This window comes from Flavobacterium sp. UMI-01 (genome assembly GCF_019656315.1).
GTDB lineage: Bacteria > Bacteroidota > Bacteroidia > Flavobacteriales > Flavobacteriaceae > Flavobacterium.
In genome coordinates this window covers 575,940-600,275 of sequence record NZ_BPLU01000038.1, presented here as the reverse complement: position 1 = coordinate 600,275, position 24,336 = coordinate 575,940, and the positions used below count along the sequence as shown (strand labels likewise).

Annotated in this window: 13 protein-coding genes; all 13 read left to right on the top strand. The window is 36.6% G+C overall.

The window, feature by feature from the left end:
- Positions 1–90: 90 nt before the first annotated feature.
- Positions 91–1,482 (top strand): sulfatase, encoded by a 1,392-nt coding sequence (locus K5R64_RS12705; protein WP_220763925.1) that lies wholly within the window; start codon positions 91–93, stop codon positions 1,480–1,482.
- A 215-nt stretch (positions 1,483–1,697) separates the two neighbouring features.
- On the top strand, positions 1,698–3,500 hold the full coding sequence (locus K5R64_RS12700; protein WP_220763924.1) for an arylsulfatase: 1,803 nt from the start codon (positions 1,698–1,700) through the stop codon (positions 3,498–3,500).
- Between the two features lie 15 nt (positions 3,501–3,515).
- The gene (locus tag K5R64_RS12695) at positions 3,516–5,081 is read left to right on the top strand and encodes an arylsulfatase (protein ID WP_220763923.1); all 1,566 of its coding nucleotides are present in this window, start codon (positions 3,516–3,518) and stop codon (positions 5,079–5,081) included.
- 28 nt (positions 5,082–5,109) lie between these two features.
- A complete protein-coding gene (locus tag K5R64_RS12690) occupies positions 5,110–6,588 on the top strand; it encodes a sulfatase-like hydrolase/transferase (protein ID WP_220763922.1) in 1,479 nt (492 codons plus the stop codon).
- 579 nt (positions 6,589–7,167) lie between these two features.
- Positions 7,168–8,508, top strand: coding sequence for a DUF1080 domain-containing protein (locus K5R64_RS12685; RefSeq protein WP_255580380.1), 1,341 nt, complete (start codon positions 7,168–7,170; stop codon positions 8,506–8,508).
- A 5-nt stretch (positions 8,509–8,513) separates the two neighbouring features.
- Entirely contained in the window at positions 8,514–9,863 is a 1,350-nt protein-coding gene (locus K5R64_RS12680) for a Gfo/Idh/MocA family protein (protein ID WP_220763921.1), read from the top strand.
- Between the two features lie 38 nt (positions 9,864–9,901).
- Positions 9,902–11,086, top strand: a complete 1,185-nt coding sequence (locus K5R64_RS12675) for a Gfo/Idh/MocA family protein (protein WP_220763920.1) — start codon at positions 9,902–9,904, stop codon at positions 11,084–11,086.
- Positions 11,087–11,195: 109 nt separating this feature from the next.
- Complete coding sequence (locus K5R64_RS12670) at positions 11,196–13,028, top strand: family 78 glycoside hydrolase catalytic domain (RefSeq protein ID WP_220763918.1); 1,833 nt, start codon at positions 11,196–11,198, stop codon at positions 13,026–13,028.
- A 635-nt stretch (positions 13,029–13,663) separates the two neighbouring features.
- Positions 13,664–16,741, top strand: a complete 3,078-nt coding sequence (locus K5R64_RS12665; RefSeq protein WP_220763917.1) for a TonB-dependent receptor — start codon at positions 13,664–13,666, stop codon at positions 16,739–16,741.
- A 20-nt stretch (positions 16,742–16,761) separates the two neighbouring features.
- Positions 16,762–18,402, top strand: a complete 1,641-nt coding sequence (locus tag K5R64_RS12660) for a RagB/SusD family nutrient uptake outer membrane protein (RefSeq protein WP_220763916.1) — start codon at positions 16,762–16,764, stop codon at positions 18,400–18,402.
- Positions 18,403–18,606: 204 nt separating this feature from the next.
- The gene (locus K5R64_RS12655; RefSeq protein WP_220763915.1) at positions 18,607–20,658 is read left to right on the top strand and encodes an alpha-amylase family protein; all 2,052 of its coding nucleotides are present in this window, start codon (positions 18,607–18,609) and stop codon (positions 20,656–20,658) included.
- A gap of 5 nt (positions 20,659–20,663) precedes the next feature.
- Positions 20,664–22,985, top strand: coding sequence for a GH92 family glycosyl hydrolase (locus K5R64_RS12650; RefSeq protein ID WP_220763914.1), 2,322 nt, complete (start codon positions 20,664–20,666; stop codon positions 22,983–22,985).
- A 40-nt stretch (positions 22,986–23,025) separates the two neighbouring features.
- Positions 23,026–24,330: an alpha-L-fucosidase gene (locus K5R64_RS12645; protein WP_220763913.1), complete on the top strand. Its 1,305-nt coding sequence runs from the start codon at positions 23,026–23,028 to the stop codon at positions 24,328–24,330.
- Positions 24,331–24,336: the final 6 nt, after the last annotated feature.

The window sequence follows — 24,336 nt, the reverse complement described above, 5'->3', positions numbered from 1 at the left end:
TTTTTGACATGGAATTGCCTTTTAATTACCAATAAAACGTATGGGTAATGCGTAATGAAAAAGTTAAAATTAATTTTAATAAAAGTACAATTGAATAAGAACATGGGACAGAATAAAATCATTAAAATCTTGACTATTGCAACCCTTTTATATGCTACAAATATTTTTAGTTCAGGTAGTGATAAAAAGGAGAAACCAACCAATTTCATTATCATATTTACAGATGATTTAGGATATGGAGACTTGGGTTGCTATGGCGCACAGGGCTATCAAACGCCACAATTAGATGCAATGGCAAAGGAGGGAATGCGTTTGACTGATTTTTCCGTTTCAAGTTCCATTTGTACTCCTTCCAGAGCGGGATTGTTAACAGGACGTTACGCCAAACGCTGGGGGCATAATGACAATGTGTATTATCCGTATAGTAAAGACGGGATGCCGGCCTCTGAAATCACCATTGCCGAAGTATTAAAACAAAAAGGCTACCAAACGGGAATCGTAGGCAAATGGCATCTGGGGCACCGACCTGAATATTTGCCTTTGGCACAAGGATTCGATATGTATTTCGGGATTCCGTATAGCAATGATATGTGGCAGGCTACAGAGATGCCATTGGCTCAAAACCATTTGTTTCAGGAAGGATTAACATTGGAAGATTATAAAAACCCAAATGCGAAAACCGAATTCAGAAATAAAGTACCGTTAGTAGCGGGTAATGAAGTCATAGAATGGCCCGTTAACCAATCCGTACTTACCCGAAGATATACCGAAAAAGCGCAGGAATTTATTCTGCAAAATAAAGAAAAACCATTTTTTTTGTACCTAGCGCATAGTATGCCACACGTTCCTTTATATGCATCTTCTTCGTTTTCGGGAAAAACCCAACGTGGATTATTTGGTGATGTATTAGAAGAAATAGATTGGTCTGTTGGTGAAATTTTAAAAACCTTGAAAGCACAAGGATTGGATAAAAATACATTGGTGATTTTTACTTCAGATAATGGGCCTTGGTTATCCAAAAAAGCCGAAGCGGGAAGCTCTGGACCGCTCCGTGATGGTAAGTTTAGTCCCTATGAAGGCGGATGCAGAGTACCATGTATCGTTTGGCAACCCGGAACGGTACCACAAGGTGTTGTGTCTAACTTGCAAACGTCAACGCTTGATTTATTGCCAACTCTTGCCAAAATTGCAGGAGCAGCTATTCCTAAAGATAGGGTGATTGATGGATTAGACATTAGCGCTGTCTTTACAGGGAAAAATACCAAAAGCGTGCAACGAGACTATTTTTTATACCGTGGTGATGCCATTAGAGTGGGGGATTGGAAATATGTGAAAGAAAAAAATAAAGAGCAACTTTTCAATCTTTCAAAAGATAAAGAAGAATCTAAAAATTTAATTGCGGAACATCCTGATAAGGCAAAAGACTTAGCAAGGAAATTAGAAAGTGTTAGGGCAAATATGACTTCCATCAAATCGGAATAATATCCAAAGTTGAAAGAATTAGCATTTTTTAAATAAGATGGTTTCTTTTCAGTGAATTGGAACCTTTTATTGAATTTAAAAATCAGAAAAATAAGTTTAAAGTAAGAGAACGGTAGTTTTTACATCCCTTTACCTATCCTTCGTCGAAAAAATGGTTGTCGAGTATTTTAAAGTTTTATTTTTGAAATACTACAATCCATTCTAAAAAAAATGAAATGAAAAAAATAACATCCCTATTGTTTTTAGTTGTACTAACTTCTTTATCCGGTACCGAATTTTCCATAGCTCAAGTTCATAAATCACCCCAAAAGCCCAATATTATTATCGTTATTACTGATGATCAAGGTAAAGGAGATTTGGCTTGTGAAGGAAATGCTTATGTCAAAACACCAACAATTGATAAATTTTATTCGAATGCGGTTCGGTTTACAAACTATCATGTATCGACAACTTGTGCGCCTACCCGAGGCTCATTAATGACGGGAAGGCATAGCAATCGAGTGAATGTTTTTCATACAATTAACGGAAGATCAATTCTGTTTAATGATGAGGTAATTCTGCCTCAGGTATTGGCACAAAATGGTTATACCAATGCGATGTTTGGTAAATGGCATTTAGGCGACAACTACCCGTACCGACCAGAAGACCGTGGGTTTCATGAAGTAGTTCGTCACGGAGGCGGTGGTTTGGGGCAAGGTCCTGATTATTGGGGGAATGATTATTTTGATGATACCTATTGGCACAATGGAAAAATGGAAGCTTACAAAGGCTATTGTACCGATGTCTTTTTTGACAATGCCTTACGATTTATTGAGTCCAATAAGGACAAACCGTTCTTTTGTTATATTTCGACCAATGCACCACATTCGCCTTACAATTTGCCTAAAAAGTATTTGGATTTGTACCAAGGAGAGAAATACAAAGACATCAACGATCGTACCTTGCGTTTTTATGGGATGATTACCAATATTGATGATAATTTTAAACGATTAGAAGACAAACTGAAATCCTTAGGAATCGCTGACAATACAATTGTTGTTTTTACCACTGATAACGGAACAGCGGCAGGTCGTGGGGTTTTCAATGCGGGTATGAAAGGTGGTAAAGGAAGCCAATACGAAGGAGGTCACCGAGTGCCTTTGTATATCCGATGGCCTAACGGACAACTTACAGGAGGTAAAGACATTGATGCTTTAGTAGCACATTATGATTTGTTACCCACATTTGTTGATTTATTAGGTTTACATTTCAACCCAATTAAACCATTGGATGGTAAGAGTGTCAAACCTCTTTTGCAAGATAAAAACACAGTTTGGGAAAACCGCATTTTGTATATGGATACCCAAAGAGAACAAAACCTAATCAAGTACAAACAATACACCGTTATGGATGCCAATTGGCGTTTGGTTGATGGCAGAGAATTGTATGATATTAAAAAAGATATAGGTCAGGAACATAATGTAATTAAAGATTTCCCTGAAGTTGCCGAGCGATTGGCAGTTGGGTACGAAAATTGGTGGAAGTCTTTCGTTGACGAAGGGGTTAATGAAAAATATGCTTACATCAAAGTAGGTTCGCCCAAAGAAAACCCAAGCCGAATCTCGGCTCATGACATGATTATTGGTAAATATAGCGATGCTTGGCATCAAGATGGAGCTCGAAAAGGAGCTCAGGCAGCAGGGAAATGGAAAATCGAGTTTGAGGCAGATGGAGAATACACGATAAGTTTGCGTCGTTTTCCCAGAGAAAGCAATTTGGCGATTAATTCGGCTTTTCCAGCACAAAAAGAAGCTATTGAACTAGATAGAACCACTGCAGCCAGTACCAAAACGGATTTCAAAGAAGCCTTTTTATATGTAGCCAATATTTCAAAATCAATGGAGATTAAAGAAGGACAAGACGAGGTAGTATTTAAAGGAAAAATACCAGCAGGGAAATACGATATGGAAGCCCAATTGATTGACAAAGACGGCAGAGTATTTCCTGCCTATTATGTATATATCGAAAAAGTGAAATAATAGAGAATGATAAAAATGAAATTACAATTGAACAAGACGAAGCTACTTTTTTTGTTAGTAACCCTATGTGGACTAACCTCTTTCGCTCAAACGGACAAGCCTAACATTGTTATTATTTATACCGATGACCAAGGCTATGGTGATGTAAGCGCATTGAATCCTGAGGCCAAGTTCAAAACACCTAATATGGACCGTTTGGTTCATGAAGGGTTGACTTTTACCGATGGGCACAGTAGTGATGCGGTTTGTACGCCTTCAAGATATAGTTTGTTAACAGGATGTTACAGTTGGAGAACTTCCTTGAAAAAAGATGTTTTGCATGCTGATGGACCTTGTTTGATTGAAAAAGGACGAATGACGATAGCCTCTTTATTGAGAGATAAGGGGTACAATACAGCGATGATAGGAAAATGGCATTTGCAAATGGAATTTGTAGGTGATGAAAAAGGCGGTCGCGACTGGTCAAAACCATTTACAGATGGGCCTGTCGAAAAAGGATTTGATTACTTCTTTGGGATTCCAGCGTCGATGAATTATGGTATTTTGACTTATTTAGAAAATGACCGTGTATTAGAACCACCTACCTTATTTACCAAAAAGAAATTAGACGTTACACCGAGAACTTACAGAATGACACCTCCGTATGAAACCGAAAAGAAGAAAGGTTATGTAGAGGTGGCTCCTTCGTTTAATGACGAATTGGTTCTAGAAACACTAACGAATAAAGCGGTCGAATACATCGGGAAATCGGCTGCGGATTATAAAAAAGGAAAACCTTTCTTTTTATACTTGCCGTTGACGAGTCCGCATTTGCCTCATTGTACCCATCCTGATTTTCAAGGAAAAAGCAATTGTGGTAATTATGGCGATTTTATGCAAGAAACGGATTATCGTGTAGGTCAAGTTTTGGACGCGTTGAAAGCAAATGGATTAGAGGAAAATACGTTGGTACTATTTAGTTCTGATAATGGAGCCGAAACTAATTACGAATATCAAAAAAAGACCTACCAACATTACAGTTGTATGAATTTCAAAGGAGGGAAAAGAGATATTTATGAAGGAGGTCACCGAGTGCCTTTCTTGATGCGTTGGCCAAAAGTGATTAAAGCGGGAAGCAAAGTGGATGAACCTGTTTGTCAAACTGATTATTTGGCTACAATCGCTGAAATTGTGGGAGCCAAACTTCCTGATAACGCCGCCGAAGACAGCTACAGCTTATTGCCACTGATGAAAAGTCCGAAAAACACGAAAATCGCTGATAAATATGTAATCAATCATTCGTTTACAGGGCATTTTGCCATTCGAGAAGGAAAATGGAAACTGAATATGTTACGAGGTTCTGGAGGGTCGTTAGCACCTGTTATGATTGAACCTAAAGCAGGAGAGGCTCCGTTTGAATTGTATGATTTGGACAAAGATCCGGGGGAAACCAAGAACCTTTATTTTGAACATCCTGAGGTTGTGAAGAGGTTAACAGAGAAAATAACTGCCATTGTCAAAAATGGACGTTCTACAAAGGGAAAACCACAACCATTTGTTAAGGACAATTGGAAACAATTGACTTGGATGACCTTAAAATAATAAAAGTAAATAACCCTATTAACACACCATGAAAACTATTTTAAAACAAGTCCTATTAATCTGCATTCTTTTTTTGTATGCCAAAGGAATGTCCCAAACAACAAAAACACAATCAAAAAAGCGTCCTAATTTTTTATTCGTATTGGTTGATGACCAGTCTCCTTTTGATTTGCAGGTGTATGATGCCAAGTCCATTTTAGAAACACCTTCTATTACAAAATTAGCAAAAGAAGGAGTTGTTTTTGATGCGGCACATCACATGGGGGCTGCAACTGGAGCAGTTTGTACACCATCAAGACACATGATTATGTCTGGACGTACTTTATGGCATTTGCCTGCAAGTGCAGGTCATAAAAACGATGCACAAAATGTGGTAGAAAATCTTGAAACACAAACCATTGGTGCTGTTTTTAATAGAGCTGGTTACAAAACCATGAGAACATGTAAAAAAGGAAATTCTTATGGTGCTGCAAATGAACAATTTACTGTAGTGAAAGATGCCACAAAACGTGGTGGGACAGAAGAAAGTGGTAGTGCTTGGCATGCGAAACAAGTATTAGACTACTTGGGCGAAAGAGAACAAACCAAAGAAAAAGATCCGTTTTTTATTTATTTTGGTTTCTCACATCCGCACGATACTCGTGATGGCACACCTGAGTTATTAGCAAAATATGGAGCAACCAATCACATTGATAAAAATAGTCTTCCAGTAGCAAATGCAAAACAGCCACTTCTTCAAGATAACTACCTTGCGGCGCAACCTTTTTTCCATGGACATCCAGACCTTAGGGATGAGGTAAATGTGAGTGGAGTATGGGAAAATCGCGACGAACGTACCATCCGAAATGAACTGGGGAGGGAATATGCTTGTTCGGAAAATATTGACATTCAGCTGGGTAAGGTTCTTAAGAAGTTGGAAGCAATGGGAGAGCTAGAGAATACCTATATCATTTATACTGCTGACCATGGAATTGCAATTGGAAGACATGGATTTCAAGGGAAACAAAATTTATATGAGCACACTTGGAGAGTGCCTTTTATTGTTAAAGGACCTGGGATTCCAGCGGGGAAACGTGTAAAAGGAAATGCGTACTTATTGGATGTATTGCCTACGGTATGTGATTTGGCTGGAATAGAAATTCCTAAAACGGTCGAAGGAAAAAGTTTGGTTCCAGTACTTAAAGGAAAACAAGAAGTAGTTCGCGATGTTTTATACGGTGTTTATGCTGGTGGTACTAAACCAGGTATGCGTGCTGTAAAAAAAGGCGACTGGAAGTTGATTAAATACGATGTAATGGATGGTAAAGTGAGAGAAACACAACTATTTAATCTGGCTAAAAATCCCAATGAATTTTTGCCTCAGCACAAGAAAAAAGGGGAAATGGAAACCGATTTAGCCGAAAATCCAAAATACGCTGCCAAATTAGCCGAAATGGAGGCTTTGCTTTTAGAGCAAATGAAATTACATGATGATCCTTATAGATTATGGAATCAACCTAGCAAATAAAATAATTATTTTGCATTTCAGGATGCCTGAGAAATAAAGGAGCAACATCAAATGATACACTTGCTGATAGACCAAAAAAATCGTTTCACTTGTGATTTTTTTAGTTTTGACAACGAGGGACTTGGTTTAGTTATTTCTCAGGCATTTTTTTAGAATACGTTTACTCGATTGTTATTCATAGTAGGTTCTTTTTTAATCATTCAAAGTATTCTCGATTTTAGGTTTTGGATTCAATTTAAAAATCGGAGAAAATTCGTTTTATGTTTGTTCTTGCGATATTTAATATGATATCTAGTTTAAAATGGACTAGTTAACTTCGAATAAATCAATGAAAAAAGTTCTATCTTGGACAATCAAAAATTGAATCATTAGGATGAAAAGGTGTGTCAAATAGTACAGGGAAAGGTTTAGTGACCTTTTATGCTCCCAATATGTGCTTTCTCTCCATGATTTTGAATAATTAATCCATAGCTAACCCTAGTAGAAATACTAATTTTATAAATTATAACTAAAACATTAAACTTTATGATTAAAAAGACCACAATGTTAAAAGGAGTGACACTTTTAATAGCAATTGGCATGGTCAATTGTGCTACAGCTCAAAAAAGCAAAACACCATGGGTGAACTTATTTGATGGCAAAACGTTAAAAGGATGGCATCAAAAAGGAGGGGAAGCAAAATATACAGTAAGAGAAGGAGCTATTGTAGGGAGTACGGTGCACAATACCTCAAATTCATTTTTGACAACCGATAAAAAATATGGTGATTTTATTCTAGAATTGGATTTTAAAGTGGATCCATCGATGAATTCAGGAATCCAAATTCGCAGCAATAGTTTTCCTCACTATAAAGATGGTAGAGTACATGGATATCAAGTAGAAATTGATCCTTCTGAGCGTGCTTGGAGTGGTGGTATTTATGACGAAGCAAGAAGAGGTTGGTTGAGTATTTTGGATAATAATCCAGCCGCCCAAAAAGCGTTCAAACAAAATGCTTGGAACCACTACCGTATCGAAGCCATTGGCGATACTATTAAAACATGGGTAAATGGTGTGCCTGCATCTCACTTGATTGATGATAAAACCGCTACAGGATTTATTTGTTTACAAGTACATAGTATCAAAGAAAACAACAAAGCAGGAACCGAAATTATCTGGAAAAACATCAAGATAATTACCGATAATGTTGCTAAATACGCTCAAAAAACAACTGTTAAACCTGTGAATACTAAGAACCAACTCACCATTGATGAAGCTAAAAATGGCTGGCAATTGTTATGGGATGGTAAAACGACTAAAGGATGGCGTGGTGCTAAATTAGATGACTTCCCTAAAAAAGGATGGAAAATTGAAAACGGAGTGTTAAGCGTTTTGTCTTCTGGTGGTGCTGAAGCTAATGCAGGAGGCGATATTGTTACGACAAACCAATATGGCGATTTCGAATTGTCAGTTGATTTTAAATTGACCCCAGGTGGCAATAGCGGTATAAAATATTATGTAGATACGAATCTAAATAAAGGAGAAGGCTCTTCAATAGGTTTGGAGTATCAAATTTTAGATGATGCTCTGCATCCTGATGCTAAATTAGGAAACCATGAAGGAAGCCGAACTGTAGCCTCTCTTTATGATTTAATTAAAGCCGATGCAAACAAACCTATCAATCCTATTGGCGAATGGAATACCGCTTATATTATTTCTAAAAACAACCATGTGGAGCATTGGTTGAACGGTGTGAAAGTGTTAGAATATGAAAGAAAAAGTCCTGAGTACAGAAAATTAGTTTCAGAGAGCAAATATGCTAAGTGGCCTAATTTTGGAGAATTAGACAAAGGCGAAATTTTATTGCAAGACCATGGAGATTTGGTATCTTTTAAAAATGTAAAAATTCGTCCGATTAACAACACAACTAACGCGAAATAATAGTTATGAGTAACAGAAGAGATTTTATAAAGAAAGCCGCTATAGGCGCAGTTGGAGTTACTTTGGGAGCTAATTCAGCTGCTAACGCAATGTCAGCCCAAAGTTATTCAAAAATTATTGGAGCCAATGACCGATTGCATATCGCCATTCAAGGTTTAGGCCGACGTTATGGTGCGTATATGCCCGCTATTTTAGATAAAAAGAACAATGTAGAGTTGCATTATTTATGCGATGTCATGAAAAGTCAGCGTGATAAAGCTGCTGCTAAATATGCCAATAAATTAAGTACTAAACCAAAGTTAGAGAACGATATCCGCAAGGTATTGAATGATAAAAATGTAGATGCTGTTTTTATGGCAACTCCCGATCACTGGCACGCTCCAGGTGCTTGTATGGCCATGCAAGCGGGTAAACATGTGTTTCTTGAAAAACCATGCAGCCATAATCCACAAGAAGGAGAATTACTGGTTGCTTATCAAAAAAAATACAACAAAGTGGTGCAAATGGGGAACCAACAACGTTCCTCCCTGCAATCACAAGAAATAATAAAAGCCATTCACGAAGGTGTGATTGGCGATGTATATAAAGCTATTGCATTTTATACAAGCAAACGTGGTGAAGTACCACTTCAAAAAAAGACAGCTCCACCAGAAGGCTTGGATTGGGATTTGTTTCAAGGGCCAGCACCAAGAAGAGCGTACACGGATAATACTTGGGATTACAACTGGCATTGGTACGGTTGGGATTATGGTACTGCCGAAATGGGGAATAATGCCACTCACGAATTAGACATTGCACGTTGGGCGCTAGATGTTAAATATCCCGAACATGTTAGCGTTAATGCTGGAAAATTCCAATTTAAAGAGGATGGTTGGGAAATGTATGACACCATGGAAGCAACTTTTCGTTTTGCTGGCAATAGAATCATTCAGTGGGACGGACAAAGTAGAAATGGTTATGACAAGTACGGTATGGGCAGAGGAACCCTTATTTATGGTTCCAAAGGGGCTACAATGATTGGTAGAGATGGGTATAAATTATTTAATCTTAAAGGCGAAGTTATCAAAGAAAATTTGGTTCCAGGAATTGAAGATGGGAATGCTCTTGGTGGTGGAGGTCAACTTTCGGCGGCCCATACAATCAATTTCTTTGACGCTATTCGTGGAAAAGCGGTACTCGCATCACCTATCGATGAAGGTGCTATAAGTCAAATGCTTACCCATTATGCCAATATTGCCTCTCGTATTGATGCCTCTTTTGAAGTGGATGAAACTACAGGGCGTATTTTTAATAGAGAAGCAATGAAATTATGGTCAAGAACGTATGAGCCTGGATGGGAGATTAAACCCGTATAATTTCCGTAAATTGCCCTTTCAAAGCCTAAATTAATTTCATGAAAAGAAGAGAGTTTATTATAAAGAGTTCCATGGCCACTGCAGCGTTAACTACTTCTGCAGTGGCTTTTGGCAATGGTATCAATTTTAATATGGCCAACGATACGGTCAATATAGGAATTATTGGTACTGGTGATAGAGGAACTGGAATGATTTCCAATATCAACAAAATCCCAAAGTTTAATGTAGGTGCCTGCTGTGATGTATTGCCTTTTAGACTTGAAAATGGTTTGAAAGCTGCTAAGAGCAAGGCCAAAGCTTATACGGATTATCGTAAATTGTTGGATAATAAAGATATTGATGCCATATTGGTTGCTACTCCTTTTAGTATGCATTCGCAAATAGCTATTGATGCACTAGATGCGGGCAAACATGTGTATTGTGAAAAAACAATGGCCAAAGGGTTTGATGGAATTCAACAACTGGTGACTAAAGTAAACCAATCAAAAACTATTTTTCAAACGGGACATCAATACCATAGTTCGCGCCTTTATACGCATGTGGTAGAATTGATAAAGAGTGGAAAAATAGGTACTGTTACCGCATTTGAATGCCAATGGAACCGTCACGGAAATTGGCGTCGTCCAGTGCCTAGTCCCGAATTAGAAAAGCAAATTAATTGGCGCATGTACCGCGAATTTTCAGGCGGATTAGTGGCTGAATTGTGTTCGCACCAAATTGATTTTGCCAATTGGGTTTTAGGAGAAACACCCAATCAAGTCATGGGTACCGGTGGTGTAGATTACTGGAAAGACGGACGCGAAACCTATGATAACATCCATTTGATTTATAATTATCCAAGTGGAGTTAAGGCTAAATTTACCTGCTTGACTACTAATGCCAAAGACGGATACCAAATCAAAGTAATGGGGGACAAAGGAACTATTATTTTGGATTATACACATGCTTGGTTTTACCCAGAGGGGAATGATAAAAAGCAATTTGGAATCGTAGATGGAGTTTCGGGTGCTAGTGTTACTTGGGAAAAAGGTTTGGGTATTCCAATCCAAATGGAACACAAAGAGCCCAGTGAACAAGCTTTGGTTGATTTTAGGGAAAGTATCGTTTTGAATAAAAAACCTATATCGGATGTAATTACAGGGGCCAATACCGCGATTTGTATTCAAATGGCATTAGATGCTATGTATCAAAATACGATTGTAAAGAGTCCAAATTTTTATTAGAAAGAGATAGATTACAAAAGTCTGAAAAGTAAATCATCACTATTTCAAAACAAGAAGGAAGAGGATTTATTTTTGAGGCTTTTTCATTTGTAGTAAAACAGCAAATAAGATGAAAAAATGCCTTTTTTTATTGCTTTGGGTGACGGTATCCTTGGCACAAAACGGAGTTACTAATTTTGAATTAAAAACGTCCTTATTTCCACCGCAAAAAGTCATTCAAATAAATAAAGACCATTATTTGATTGATTTTGGGAAAGCGTTTTTCGGGACTGTTGAAATGATTGCTACAAAAGAACAGCATGATTCTATTATATGCCATTTAGGCGAAAAATTAGAAAATTCCAATCAAATTGATAGAAAACCAAATGGTACCATACGTTATCAAAAAGTGGTATTGCCTCATTTGTTTGCTAATACTCCCATTGCGCTACAGTTTCCTGCGGATAAGAGAAATACCGGGCCAGCAGCGATAGCGCTTCCAAAAGAAATAGGGGTGATTATGCCGTTTCGGTATTTAGAAATCGAAAATTTAAAAATCCCTATTCAAGATCTTCAAATTGTTCAAAAAGCCATTCATTATTCTTTTAATGACCAAGCCAGTTCTTTTTCTTCGTCAGTTACAGTGCTGGATGCTATCTGGGATATGTGCAAACACACTATCAAAGCAACCAGTTTTTCAGGCTATTATATTGATGGGGACCGGGAACGTATTCCTTATGAAGCGGATGCTTATATCAATCAGTTGAGTCATTATTGTGTCGATAATGATTATACAATGGCAAGAAGAACCAATGCTTATTTCATAAACAATCCTACTTGGCCTACTGAATGGTTGTTGCATACGGTTTTATTGTTTTATATGGATTACCTCTACACAGGTGATGTAGCTCCTTTAAAAAAATATTACGAAAATTTGAAGGTAAAAACATTAATGAATTTAGAGCGTCCTGATGGTTTAATCAGTTCGCAATCGCCTGCACTAACTGAAGATTTAATTTTAAAATTGGGTTTTAAAAAAACAACGACCAAAATAAAAGACATCATAGACTGGCCAGGCGCACAAAAAGATACAGGCTGGAAAATAGCAAGACCAGAGGGAGAGCGTGATGGATATGAAATTGTTGCAGTCAACACAGTGGTAAATTCTTTTTACTATTACAATCTGAAGTTAATGGCTGAAATTGCGACAGCAATTGGCAACAAAAAAGAGGCTAACCTGTTTAAAAACAAAGCCGCTAAAGTCAAAACCACCCTTAATTCCAAATTGTTTGATGCTGAAAAGGGGTATTATGTAGATGGAGAAAATTCCACTCATGCCTCTCTACACGGCAATATGTTGCCATTAGCTTTTGATTTGGTTCCCAAAGAGCACATTAAAACTGTAACCGAATTTGTAAAATCAAGAGGAATGGCCTGCAGTGTGTATGGCGCTCAGTATTTATTAGAAGGTTTGTATAAAAATAATGAAGCCAAGTATGCTTTTGACTTGATAACCGAAACAAATGGTGACCGCAATTGGTGGAACATGATAAAGGTTGGCGCTACGATGACTATGGAAGCGTGGGATATGAAATACAAACCCAATTCAGATTGGAATCATGCATGGGGAACCGCTCCACTTAATATTGTTACGAGGTATATGTGGGGAATACAACCTAAAACACCAGGGTTTGCTGTGGCATCGATTCATCCACAATTAGAACCGCTAACCAAAAGTACTATTGAAGTACCTACTATTAAGGGAGGTATAAAAGCGACTTATGTTCAGGTGAATGATAAACTAAAAAAATACAGCATCGAATTACCTCCTGCAATGGCAGCAGAATTTAAGGTAGAACCGGATGACGTAGTACTTTTAAATGGGAAAAAAAATTCAACCCAATCGGGAGTAGTGGTTTTGAAATCAGGGATAAACACTCTTGAAATTACCAGTGCTCATTAAATACAAAAAATAGGACATCGGTTCTAAGTAATACAACTAACAAATCCATATAATCATTGTGTTAGTAGAGTCCATTTTTAGAGAGACCACCGTTTGTTTACTTTCTTTTAAGTTAAAAGTAAAGTAACAGTAATTTTAATAAGATAGAAAAAATGATTGGTAAGGTTAGAATGTTATAGGATATTTTTCAACATAGAAATTAAGTAACTATTCTTAATACACAGGATAAAAAGTTTTATGGAATTCGTTTCATAAAACTTTTTTGTTTTTACCCCCTTGCTTTTTTGGGAATGCTCTCAGTAGCCTTTTCGAATGATAAATTCCTATGCAACTCAAAAGAAGTCTGATAGGGATGATTTTGTTATTCTAAAAATCAGTCTAGTAGTGTTTTGTTGTAGGGATTTCTATTGCTAAAATACTAAAAAGCAGTGGGGTACGGACAAAATAGTTAGTAATAAGGATAATTTGTTCAACTATGTGGAACGAAAGGAATGGGGAGCAAAAATGATTTGAATTTCCATGTTTTTGGATAATATGTCCATTAGGAAAACGATTTGTTAATTTAATTTTAACAAATGTTTATAACCACATTAACCATTATTAACCAACATTAATTATTAACTAAACAAATTACAATGAGAAAACTTAAGCTATTATTAATGGTCTATTTAATAGGCTTTTCGATGCACACTTGGGCACAAAATAAACAAGTGACCGGTGTAGTTTTGGATGAGCAAGGGTTGCCTTTACCAGGTGCCAATGTTGTCATCAAAGGAACTAAAAATGGAGTTGTAACTGATTTTGATGGTAATTTTACCTTAAATGCAGATAATGCCAAGGGAACCTTAGTGATTTCTTTTATAGGGTTTGCCAATAAAGAAGTAGCGCTCAATGGATCCAAAAAGTATAAAATAGTACTTACGTCAGATGCTACAGGTTTAGAGGAAGTGGCTGTTATTGGATACGGTTCTGTAAAAAGATCAGATTTAACAGGAGCCGTTGCCTCTATGAGTGCTAAGAATCTAACAGAGCAAAGTAAAACTGATATTGGGCAAGCGTTACAAGGTCGAATTTCTGGGGTAGATGTTAGAGCTATAAGCAATAAACCAGGTGCTCCTATGTCAATTGACATCAGAGGAAATACGGTTATTAAAAACACGGACAAAGGCCAAAACGGAGTAAGTGATAATTTAGCAGCCGATCTTTCGCAACCGTTATTTGTGGTGGATGGAGTATTTTTTGATGATATTAATTCCTTAAATCCTGCCGATATTCAACAAATGGATATTTTGAAAGATGCTTCGGCTACCGCTATTTATGGTGCTCGTGGTGCTAATGGGGTGGTTATCATTTCAACCAAAAGCGGAGGTGAAGGAAAAACACAATTTAGTTATCAAGCCACTTCAGGGATTAGATCAGTAACCAATGCGCCAGACATGTTCAGTGGACCTGAATATGTGAAATTTGTTGGTGATGTACTTAGAGCCAGAGGGTGGAGAACTCTTTTTAACCCTACCCAAGGAATTGCTCCAACTGTAGCGGATTATAACAATTTTCCAATTGATATGTCTCTTGAAATTAGAACTACAAATCAAGAAGCAAATAATGTTGCCAATGGTATTTATAAAGATTGGGTAAACGATTACCAGCATACAGGTTTTCAAACTAGCCATAACTTAGGAATGTCTGGCGGAGGTAACGGAACTACCTATAATGCATCTATTGGGTATTTAAGCGACGAAGGTGTAGTAGGGATTGAAGATTTTGAGCGTTATAATTTTAACCTTGCAGTAACTAAAAAAGTATCTGATAAATTTACTGTTGGGTTAAAGTCTTATTTGGCATTTTCTGAAAGAGAAACAGGAAGTAATGAATTATTTAGAAGTACTCTTCGTTTGGCTCCAACACTAAGCGAAAGAGATGCTAACGGGGATATCATTTTATTTCCAGATGATCAAGACCAACGTTTTTTGAATCCATATTATGAATCACAAGGATCTTGGAGAAATAATACAAGAACATTTAATGTTATTGCTAATGTGTTTTTAGAATACAAACCAACAAAATGGGTGAATTTTAAAACACAATTTGCACCAAGTATTAAAAACCAAAGACAAGGACAATATTTTGGACTTTTAACTAAATCTGCCGTAAACTCACCTGCAGGTACTAGAGCCTATTATGACACCTACTTTAATACGGCTTATACTTGGGATAATATTGTTGATTTTAATTTTGATGTAGCACAAGGGCATAACTTAAAAACTACCTTAATTTCATCTGTTTATTACAATCAAATGGAAGGAAGTAAGATAGAAAATAGAGGTTTCGATACTGATGCCTATTTGTTTTACAATACTCAGGCGGGTCTTGATAAAAGAACGAATTCTACCTTTTTCACTAAAGAAACTTTATCATCTTTTGCAGCTAGGGTAAACTATAGTTTGTTTGATAAATACCTATTAACGTTTACAGGAAGATACGACGCCTCTTCAAAATTAGCTGTGAATCATAAATGGGCATTTTTTCCATCTGCAGCATTGGCGTGGAAAGTTACTGATGAGGATTTCATGAAGAACGTGAGTTTTATCAATAACTTGAAATTGCGTGTGAGTTATGGAGAGTCAGGAAATGATAAAGTTATTACTCCATATAAGTCTTTTGCATTTTTAGAACAATCTAATTATTTATATGGAAATACCGTTACTAATGGACAAGTTATAGGTGGATTATCTAATCAAGAACTAACTTGGGAGCGTTCTAAAGAGTACAATTTCGGAATTGATTTAGCTGTTTTGAAAAACAGAGTTCGTCTTAACTTAGAATTATACAATAAAACAACAGTAGGCTCAATTCTAGACAGAACATTATCAGCGATTACAGGATATGGTACAGCTGTTGGTAATTTTGGATCGGTTAGAAACAAAGGAATTGAGCTTACACTAAATACTACAAATGTTCAAACAGAGAACTTTAAATGGACTACTAGTTTAAATTACTCAAGAAATAAAAACGAAATCTTAAAAATAGATGGAGATAGAGATTTAGAATTGTTTGGAACGCATGGTGTTTTGAAAGTAGGTTCACCTGTAGATGCAATTTATTTCTTTGAAACCGAAGGAATTTGGCAATTGGATGAAGCGACTAAAGCAATGAGCTATGGTTATTTTCCAGGGCAATGGAAATACAGAGATTTGAATGATGATGGTAAATTAAATCAAGAAGATTATAGAGTTCTTGGTCAGGTTTCACCAAAATGGCTTGGAGGAATGTTAAATACCTTCACCTATAAAAATGTCGATTTTTCGGTTCAAGCTTACACCAGACAAGGTTCTTTTGGACATTCAGAGTTTTACAACAGCTATGCACCTTGGCAAAATGACCAAGCTAAATTTAATAAAGTAAAATTGGACTATTGGACACCAAACAATCCAGGAGCTAAATACCCTTCTGTATCCTATGCTTCCACAGGTGAAAGATATTATACCAGCTTTGATTTTGTAAGAATCGGAAATATAGGTTTAGGATATAATTTCTCTAAAAAGATGTTAGACAGATTAAATATGACCAATTTAAGACTATCTGTGGACGTTCAAAACCCTTTCACTTTTACTGATTATAAGGGGCCAGACCCAGAAACAGGACTTCAAGATTCCTATAACATGAGTTATATGACGCGAATTGTATTGTTTGGTCTTAAACTAACTTATTAATTTTTTAAATTATATTAAAAATGGAACTATTAAAAAATATAAAAAGTATAACGGTAGCACTGGCTATTACAATAACTTTTAGTGCTTGTAATGACTATGTTGAAGAAGAAATTTACTCCTCTGTAACCAGTGAGAATTTTATTAACGAAAATAATGCGGATCAGCTTATTGTAGGGATTTATTCAAAACTACGAAATGTGTACAAAAATTATTCGTATCAATTTTTAGGGACTGATATTTTTACAGTTAAAACAGAAGTATCAGACACCAATGCTGAGAATGATTATTTCAACTTTTTGGCACCTAGGACCAATGGGTATTGGAGTAGTAATTATAATGTTGTCGCAAAAGCGAATACTGCTATTAATCGATTTGAAAATCAAATAGTATGGAGTACTGGGAAATTACCGGAGAAGGCCTATGGAATTGCACAAGCAAGAGCCTTAAGAGCTTTAGCCTTTTTTAATTTGGCTCAACAATATGGCGGGGTGGTACTAGATACAGAGGAACCCTTGACGATTAGAACGAATTATAAACGTGCTACTGAACAGGAAACTTACGCTTTTATTATTGCGGAGTTAGAAGCTGCTATTCCTAATTTGCAAAATGCCCCAACAACAGGTCGTTTCTCAAAAAGAGCCGCTCAACATTTATTGTCACAAGTATATCTTACCAGAGCTTATAAATCCTATAAAGCACCTACTGATTTTGCAACAGCAGCAGCATTGGCAGAGTCAGCTATTGGAAATTATGATATTAGAACACAAACTTATGCTAAGGTATTTGATTTTGATAATCAAGTGAATGCCGAAGTATTATTTGCTATCCAATGGGGAAATGTGGGCGTATTAGCAGAAAAAGGAAATACAAAACATTCTCTTTTTCAATATCCTATTTTTAACTATCCAGGAATGGATAGGGTAAATCAATATGGAGGAACACCTACAGGAGGGATGCCTACGCAATATTTTTATAGTTTATTTGCTGCAAACGATACCAGAGATGATGCTACTTTCTTCCGTGCTATTATCGCTAACAAAGTATCAGGAACTATTAAAGTAGGAGATACAATTGTGTATTACCCAAAGGTTGCTTTAAATTCAACTGAATTGGCAAAACGTTTGAACCGTTACTGGGTGTACCAACCGAATCAATATGGTTATGTTAAACCAGCGGATGTTTCAGGAGCTAAATATTTGTATTCAACACATCCTGATCCTTTTGTTCATTTTCCAATTTTCAAAAAATTCTGGGACAAATTTATTAATTATGAAGCAGAAGGTAGCCGTGATACTTTTGTATTCAGAGTTGCAGAATCCCATTTATTGGCTGCAGAAGCTCATTTAGGCGCAGGAAATACAGCACAAGCTTTATTCCATTTGAACAGGGTTAGAGAGCGTGCGACAGGCGTAGCCAATCATTATACAGTTGCCACAATTGATAACATTTTAGTGGAACGTGCTTTGGAGCTTGCTGGTGAAGAAAATAGATGGGCAGTGTTAAAACGTACAGGTAAATTAGAAGAAAGAATAAAATTGTATAACCCACATGTTATTGATCATGGTGCTTTTGACCCTAAACAACATTTGTTGCGTCCAATTCCGACTGATGAAATAACCATTTCTCCTAAAACAATGGAACAAAATCCGTTCTATGATTAATATAAAATGATTATTAGATGAATTAGTTTTTCAGTTTGTTTGTTAGTTAGTTTGAGTATAGGCAGGCTATAGAATGCCTGCCTATATTTTTAAAATCCTCAAATTAGAAAACCCTTTCTGAGGGTATTCCTCACTGATGAACCGCTTATCTGTAGTAGTGATTTTTTAAAATCCCAAATGTCCTTTTATTTAAATAACTATATGATGAATACGTTTTTAAACAAGAAATATTGTTTTTTATATTGCTTACTTTTGACTGTTTTTATATCTCCTTTATATTCAAACAATACAACTGATTATTTTTTAATTGTAGGTAGTGCTGCAACAAATGTGGAGTTAAGCACTGTAAATGATTTGAAAAATGATTTAGAAAAAGTGGTTGATGGTAAAGTTTATATCATTTCAGAGAAAGATAAGTTGCCAAAAAACGGTTGTTATTTTGTTTTAGGAACTCCAAACACCAATAGTCTATTAAAGCACTTGACACTCAAAAATAAGCTTCCTTTATCATCTCAAATTCCAGGAGCTAGAGGAGGAATTTGGAATCAAAATGCTCTTAAAAATGGCGAAAAAGCGATTCTTTTAGGAGGGTCTGATGTACAAGGATTTCAATATGTAGTGTATGATTATGCCAAAGAAGTTTTAGGTGTCGATCCATTAGAGTATTGGACGGGTAAAATGCCAAACAAAAAAACAACAAAAGAGCTGTTTGCTTTTAGCCCAAAAACGATAGCACCACCCAAAGTTCCTGTACTAACTTATTTTGAAAATGATGTGGATGAATTGGCTAATTACCGTGGCAAATTATTAGAATACGATTGGGAATCTTATACGGAAATGATTGATGCTTTAGTACGTCTGCGATACAATTCCATCCAATTGTTTGACATGTTAGGAAGACCGGAATTTTTTATACGTCCTGAATACAAAGCTTTAAAGCCAGACTATCAGGTTGATGTGGCCTATGTGGACAAAATGATTGATTATGCTCATGAAAAAGGAATGAAAGTAGCTATCGATTTTGCTTTAGGCTATCAAATTCATCCAATGGCTGCCGAAAAAGCAGATTGCTGGAAAAAATACAAAGAAGACTGGATACAAGCGTGGCGCTACTATTTTGAAAAAACACCTTTGGCAAAAACGGATATTTTCATTTTGCGTCCGCGCCATCAAGTATGGGATTGGAAATACGAAAGTAGTTGTGGCGAAAGCAAAATTGATGTTTTTAATGAAGTATATGCAGCCTTCGGAAAATTAGTGGATGAATACAAACCCGGTTCTCAAAAAGTATTAGTTTGTTATTCTGATGGGATGGAAATGTGGAATGAAGGTTTTCGTCCTCCTAGAGATTGGACGGTATTGTGGTCTGATCATGGTTTTGGTGAGTTTGATTATTTCCCTAATACTACCGATAATTATCAATTTGGGACCTATATGCATGCGGGTTATTGGTTGAATCATACGGTACATGACCCTTATCCCCAAGTGGTAGAAACCGTAATGAAAGAGATGTTCCATAAATACGGTGCTGATAAGTATTGTTTAGTCAACGGACAAAATTTCAAACCCTTTTTATTTAATTTAGAAGCCTACAGTGCGGTTTGTAACAATCCTGAAACTTTTAATGGCGAACAATTTTATAAATCTTGGACTGAACGTTATTTTACCAAAAAAGCCGCTGCGCATGCCGTTGCTTCAATGAAATTATTACATGAGGCACAAATAGGCAGGAAAGGATATGTGGAACATTTAGGCGGATTGCGGGAAGTAATCGCTTATTTGTCCAACGCACCACTTACCCGACCAGGAAAACCTTCGATACCTTATGATTATAAAAGAGTCGAAGTCAATTATGTATCGACGGCTCGTTGTGCTGAATACTTGCAAAAATCTTTAGTTGAAGCAGAGAAAGGAAGGGAATTTGACTCCAGTACTTTTTATCATGCTTATATTCTTTTACCCGTGCAGTTGTTTTCGGATTTGATTGCTTTTGAAACGGCACTCCAAAAAATGGCCCAATTAAAAAAAGAATATGAAGAGACTAAAAAGGCGACTTTTTTAGAAGAGGCCAAAATGAAATTGCCAGAAGCGAAAAGGCTCTTGGAAAAAATGGTGGATAGAAGAACAAAAGGTGATTTAGACCCCAAATGGGAGGGCTGGTATGCCATAAAAAATAGAAGACAAAACAATGGTTTTCCTACGATGGATATGTTAGAAACCATCGAAAATAATTTGAATAATTTGACTCTTAAATAATGAGAATGAGACTACAGTATATTCGTAGAAGCAAAATTAGTATCTTATATGCCGGTATAGCAGCGATACTACTATCGTGCAAAGGTGAAAAATTACCGCAAGCACAAGTTGAAAAGCAAGTGGATTATGCCGCCAAAGTCTATCCGCAATTGGATACAGAAAATTCGAGATGGTTTTTCTTTTCTTCAGCTAGCCGCCCTTTTGGAATGGTTAATCTAAGTCCTGATACTGGAATCAACGGTGCTTGGGGTAGTGGATATCGGTATAAAACGGATACCATCAAAGGGTTTAGCCATATTCATGCTTGGCAAATGTCAGGGGTCTCTGTTATGCCTGTAACGGTTGCCGAAAAGGAAGCACCCAAATTATATCGTGATTTTTATTCTAAATTCAGTCACCAAACCGAAGAAGTGAGTCCTGGATATCATTTGGTAAACTTAGATAGATACCAAATCAAAGTTGCACTTACGAGTACTAAACGTGTAGGGTTTCACAGTTATACCTTTCCTAAAAATAAGAAAGCGGCGATTCTGTTTAATTTGAATACATTATTGGGGCCTTGTAAAAATTTTGGGGGCGTTTTGGATAAAATAAATGCCAAAGAACTAACTGGTAAGGTAGTGATGGAACCTACTTTCAGAAGGCCAAAACCAGTAACAGTTTATTTTAAAGCACTGTTGAATACTGAAATTTCCTCAATTGATAAAGACAAAGAAACGGGTAATTATTTGGTCTATGTTAAGGAAACAGGAGCCAAGGTTTTGATGAAAATAGCCATTTCCTATACCTCCATCGACAACGCAACCTATAATTTAAATCAAGAATTACCAGGTTGGGATTTTGATGCCATTGTGCAACAGTCTAAAAAAGAATGGAATGGTTTGCTGAGTCGAATCGCTGTTAAAGGCGGTAGCGAACAAGTGCAAAGACGCTTTTATACTGATTTGTGGCATGCATTACAAGGACGCCGAATTATTAATGATGCTAATGGTGCTTATCCTGATAATACGGGCGCAACGTTTAGAATTGGTCAAATACCTTTGGATAATAACGGAAAACCAAAATTCAATCATTTTAACTCTGATTCTTTTTGGGGTGCTCAATGGACACTAAACACTTTGTGGGGGCTAGTTTATCCTGAAATCATGAAAGATTTTGTGAACTCCTTAATGCAATATTACAAGGATGGTGGATTGATTCCTCGTGGGCCTTCGGGTGGAAATTACACTTATGTGATGACAGGGGCTTCTACCACACCTTTTATAGTCACTGCTATTCAAAAAGGGATTGTGACAGAGGATTTAGAAGGGATTTACAAGGCACTAAAAAAGAATCACATGCTAGGCGGAATTATGGAAAAAGCGGGTTATGAGCATAAAACGAATTTAGGTGGTGGATTAAAATATTATATAAATAATGGTTATGTGCCTTATCCAATTCCTGAAGGAAAATTTGGCGGTCATCAAGACGGAGCGAGCCTTACTATGGAGTATGCTTATCAAGACTGGACATTGGCTCAGCTTGCCAAAAAGTTAAACCATACTGATGATTATAATTACTTTATGAATCGATCCAAGAATTACAAAAATGTGTTTGATTCTCAAGTGGGATGGATGCGTCCAAAAGATGTAGCAGGTGTTTGGAAAATAGATTTTGATCCTTACCAAGTAGAAAATGGTTTTATAGAGTCTAATGCAGCACAATCTACTTGGTTTGTACCACACGATATCAAAGGTTTGGCGAGTTTAATGGGAGGTGAGAAAAATGCAATTGAAAAATTAAACAAGCAATTTGTTGAAGCGGAAAAATTAGGCTTTACAGCGGGTAATTCGCATGCACAAGAGTTGCATCCAGAATATAGAAGTATTCCAATCAATTACGGAAACCAACCTTCCATTCAAACAGCTTTTGTATTCAATCAATTGGGGAGACACGATTTGACACAATATTGGTCTCGAAAAGTAGTTGATAAGGCTTTTAGTGGTTTTTCTCCTGGCAAAGGATATAATGGCGACGAAGACCAAGGTTTAATGGGGAGTTTGTCTGTACTTATGAAAATAGGACTTTTTCAAATGAATGGAGGAACTGAAGCCAATCCAGAATACCAAATAGGAAGTCCGATTTTTGACGAAATTGTAATAAAGTTAAATTCGGTTACTTTTGGTGAAAAAAAATTGACTATCAAAACCAAAAACAATAGCGATGCTAATGTGTATGTAAGGGATGTGCAATGGAATAAACAACCTGTAAAAAATTATACGATAAGACAAAGTGACCTTCTAAAAGGGGGGGAACTACAACTAGAAATGGCAAACCAACCAAAATAAAAATAAACGAACAAATAAACAAAACAGAAAAGCATCCTTTATGAAACCAAAGTTAACCCTTATCATTGTATCCTTATTGACAATGAGTTTTACCGCATTGGCCCAACTAAAAAACAAACCCGAAAAGGTGGAAAATTTTATGGATATGGGATTTGGTATTTTTGTGCATTGGAGTTTAGACTCTCAATTGGGCAGTGTGATTAGCCATTCGATGGTGGGAGCTTCTGAAGATTATGTAAAAAGATACATGAATGAACTTCCTAAAACTTTTTACCCTGATAAATTTGATCCAGACGAATGGGCAAGATTGTTTAAAGTTGCCGGTGCCGAGTACGTGGTTTTTACTGCCAAACACCACAATGGTTTTTGTATGTGGGATACCAAGACGACTCCTTTCAATATTATGAACACACCTTATAAGAAGGATATCGTAGGGGAACTGGTAAAAGCCCTACGCAAACAAGGACTGAAAGTAGGGATTTATTTTTCGCCAGAAGATTTTAGCATTTTGCACAAACAAGGCAATTTGATTTCGCGTAATACGAAAGAAAGTCAGGTGACGGACAACCCTGAGTTGTTAGCTTATGACAAACGACAAATTGATGAATTGATTGCCAAATACAGTCCAATTGATGTGATGTTTTTTGATTCCTTTAAAATTGGGGATATTGCCCAATATGTTCACACTAAAGATCCTAACATCATGGTCACTCGTGGCGAGATAAAAACTCCTGAACAAAAAATTCCTGATACTGCGATGCCAGGACCTTGGGAAACCTGTATGACTATGGGGACGCAATGGGCGTACAAACCAACCAATGAGGTGTATAAAAGCGGTAAAGAAGTAATCAATAAATTAATCGAAATCAGAGCCAAAGGGGGTAACTTTTTACTTAACATAGGACCAAAACCCAATGGTGAAATCCCCATTGAACAAGAAGAACGCTTGCGCGAAATGGCACTTTGGATGTTTGTCAATAACGAGGGGGTGAAAAATGTAAGATCATTACCAGGATTGATAAAGGACGGAAATATGTGGTTCACTAAAGGGAATGACGGAAAAACCGCGTATATTTTTCTTACCAATGAGCCAGAATGGTTCAAAGGACGCCGTAGAAATTATTCAACGAGTATTATAAAAACAACAAAAGATACCCAAATTTCAGTTTTGGGACAAAATGATTTGGTTGTAGAATACTCTCCGGATAATCATCCTATTTCTAAGTTTGAACAACTTCCTCACAAAGTGGAGTTCTCCGTAACCAGAGCCCAACGATTGTACAATGACAAAATTTGGCCCAATGCCATTGTGGTGAAGTTTACCAATGTAGAATTTGTTAAATAGTTTAAA

Coding starts and splice junctions, on each gene's coding strand:
- K5R64_RS12675 (WP_220763920.1), top strand. CDS start 9,902: ATGAAAAGAAGAGAGTTTATTATAAAGAGTTCCATGGCCACTGCAGCG.
- K5R64_RS12645 (WP_220763913.1), top strand. CDS start 23,026: ATGAAACCAAAGTTAACCCTTATCATTGTATCCTTATTGACAATGAGT.
- K5R64_RS12665 (WP_220763917.1), top strand. CDS start 13,664: ATGAGAAAACTTAAGCTATTATTAATGGTCTATTTAATAGGCTTTTCG.
- K5R64_RS12700 (WP_220763924.1), top strand. CDS start 1,698: ATGAAAAAAATAACATCCCTATTGTTTTTAGTTGTACTAACTTCTTTA.
- K5R64_RS12695 (WP_220763923.1), top strand. CDS start 3,516: ATGAAATTACAATTGAACAAGACGAAGCTACTTTTTTTGTTAGTAACC.
- K5R64_RS12660 (WP_220763916.1), top strand. CDS start 16,762: ATGGAACTATTAAAAAATATAAAAAGTATAACGGTAGCACTGGCTATT.
- K5R64_RS12690 (WP_220763922.1), top strand. CDS start 5,110: ATGAAAACTATTTTAAAACAAGTCCTATTAATCTGCATTCTTTTTTTG.
- K5R64_RS12670 (WP_220763918.1), top strand. CDS start 11,196: ATGAAAAAATGCCTTTTTTTATTGCTTTGGGTGACGGTATCCTTGGCA.
- K5R64_RS12680 (WP_220763921.1), top strand. CDS start 8,514: ATGAGTAACAGAAGAGATTTTATAAAGAAAGCCGCTATAGGCGCAGTT.
- K5R64_RS12655 (WP_220763915.1), top strand. CDS start 18,607: ATGAATACGTTTTTAAACAAGAAATATTGTTTTTTATATTGCTTACTT.
- K5R64_RS12650 (WP_220763914.1), top strand. CDS start 20,664: ATGAGACTACAGTATATTCGTAGAAGCAAAATTAGTATCTTATATGCC.
- K5R64_RS12685 (WP_255580380.1), top strand. CDS start 7,168: ATGGTCAATTGTGCTACAGCTCAAAAAAGCAAAACACCATGGGTGAAC.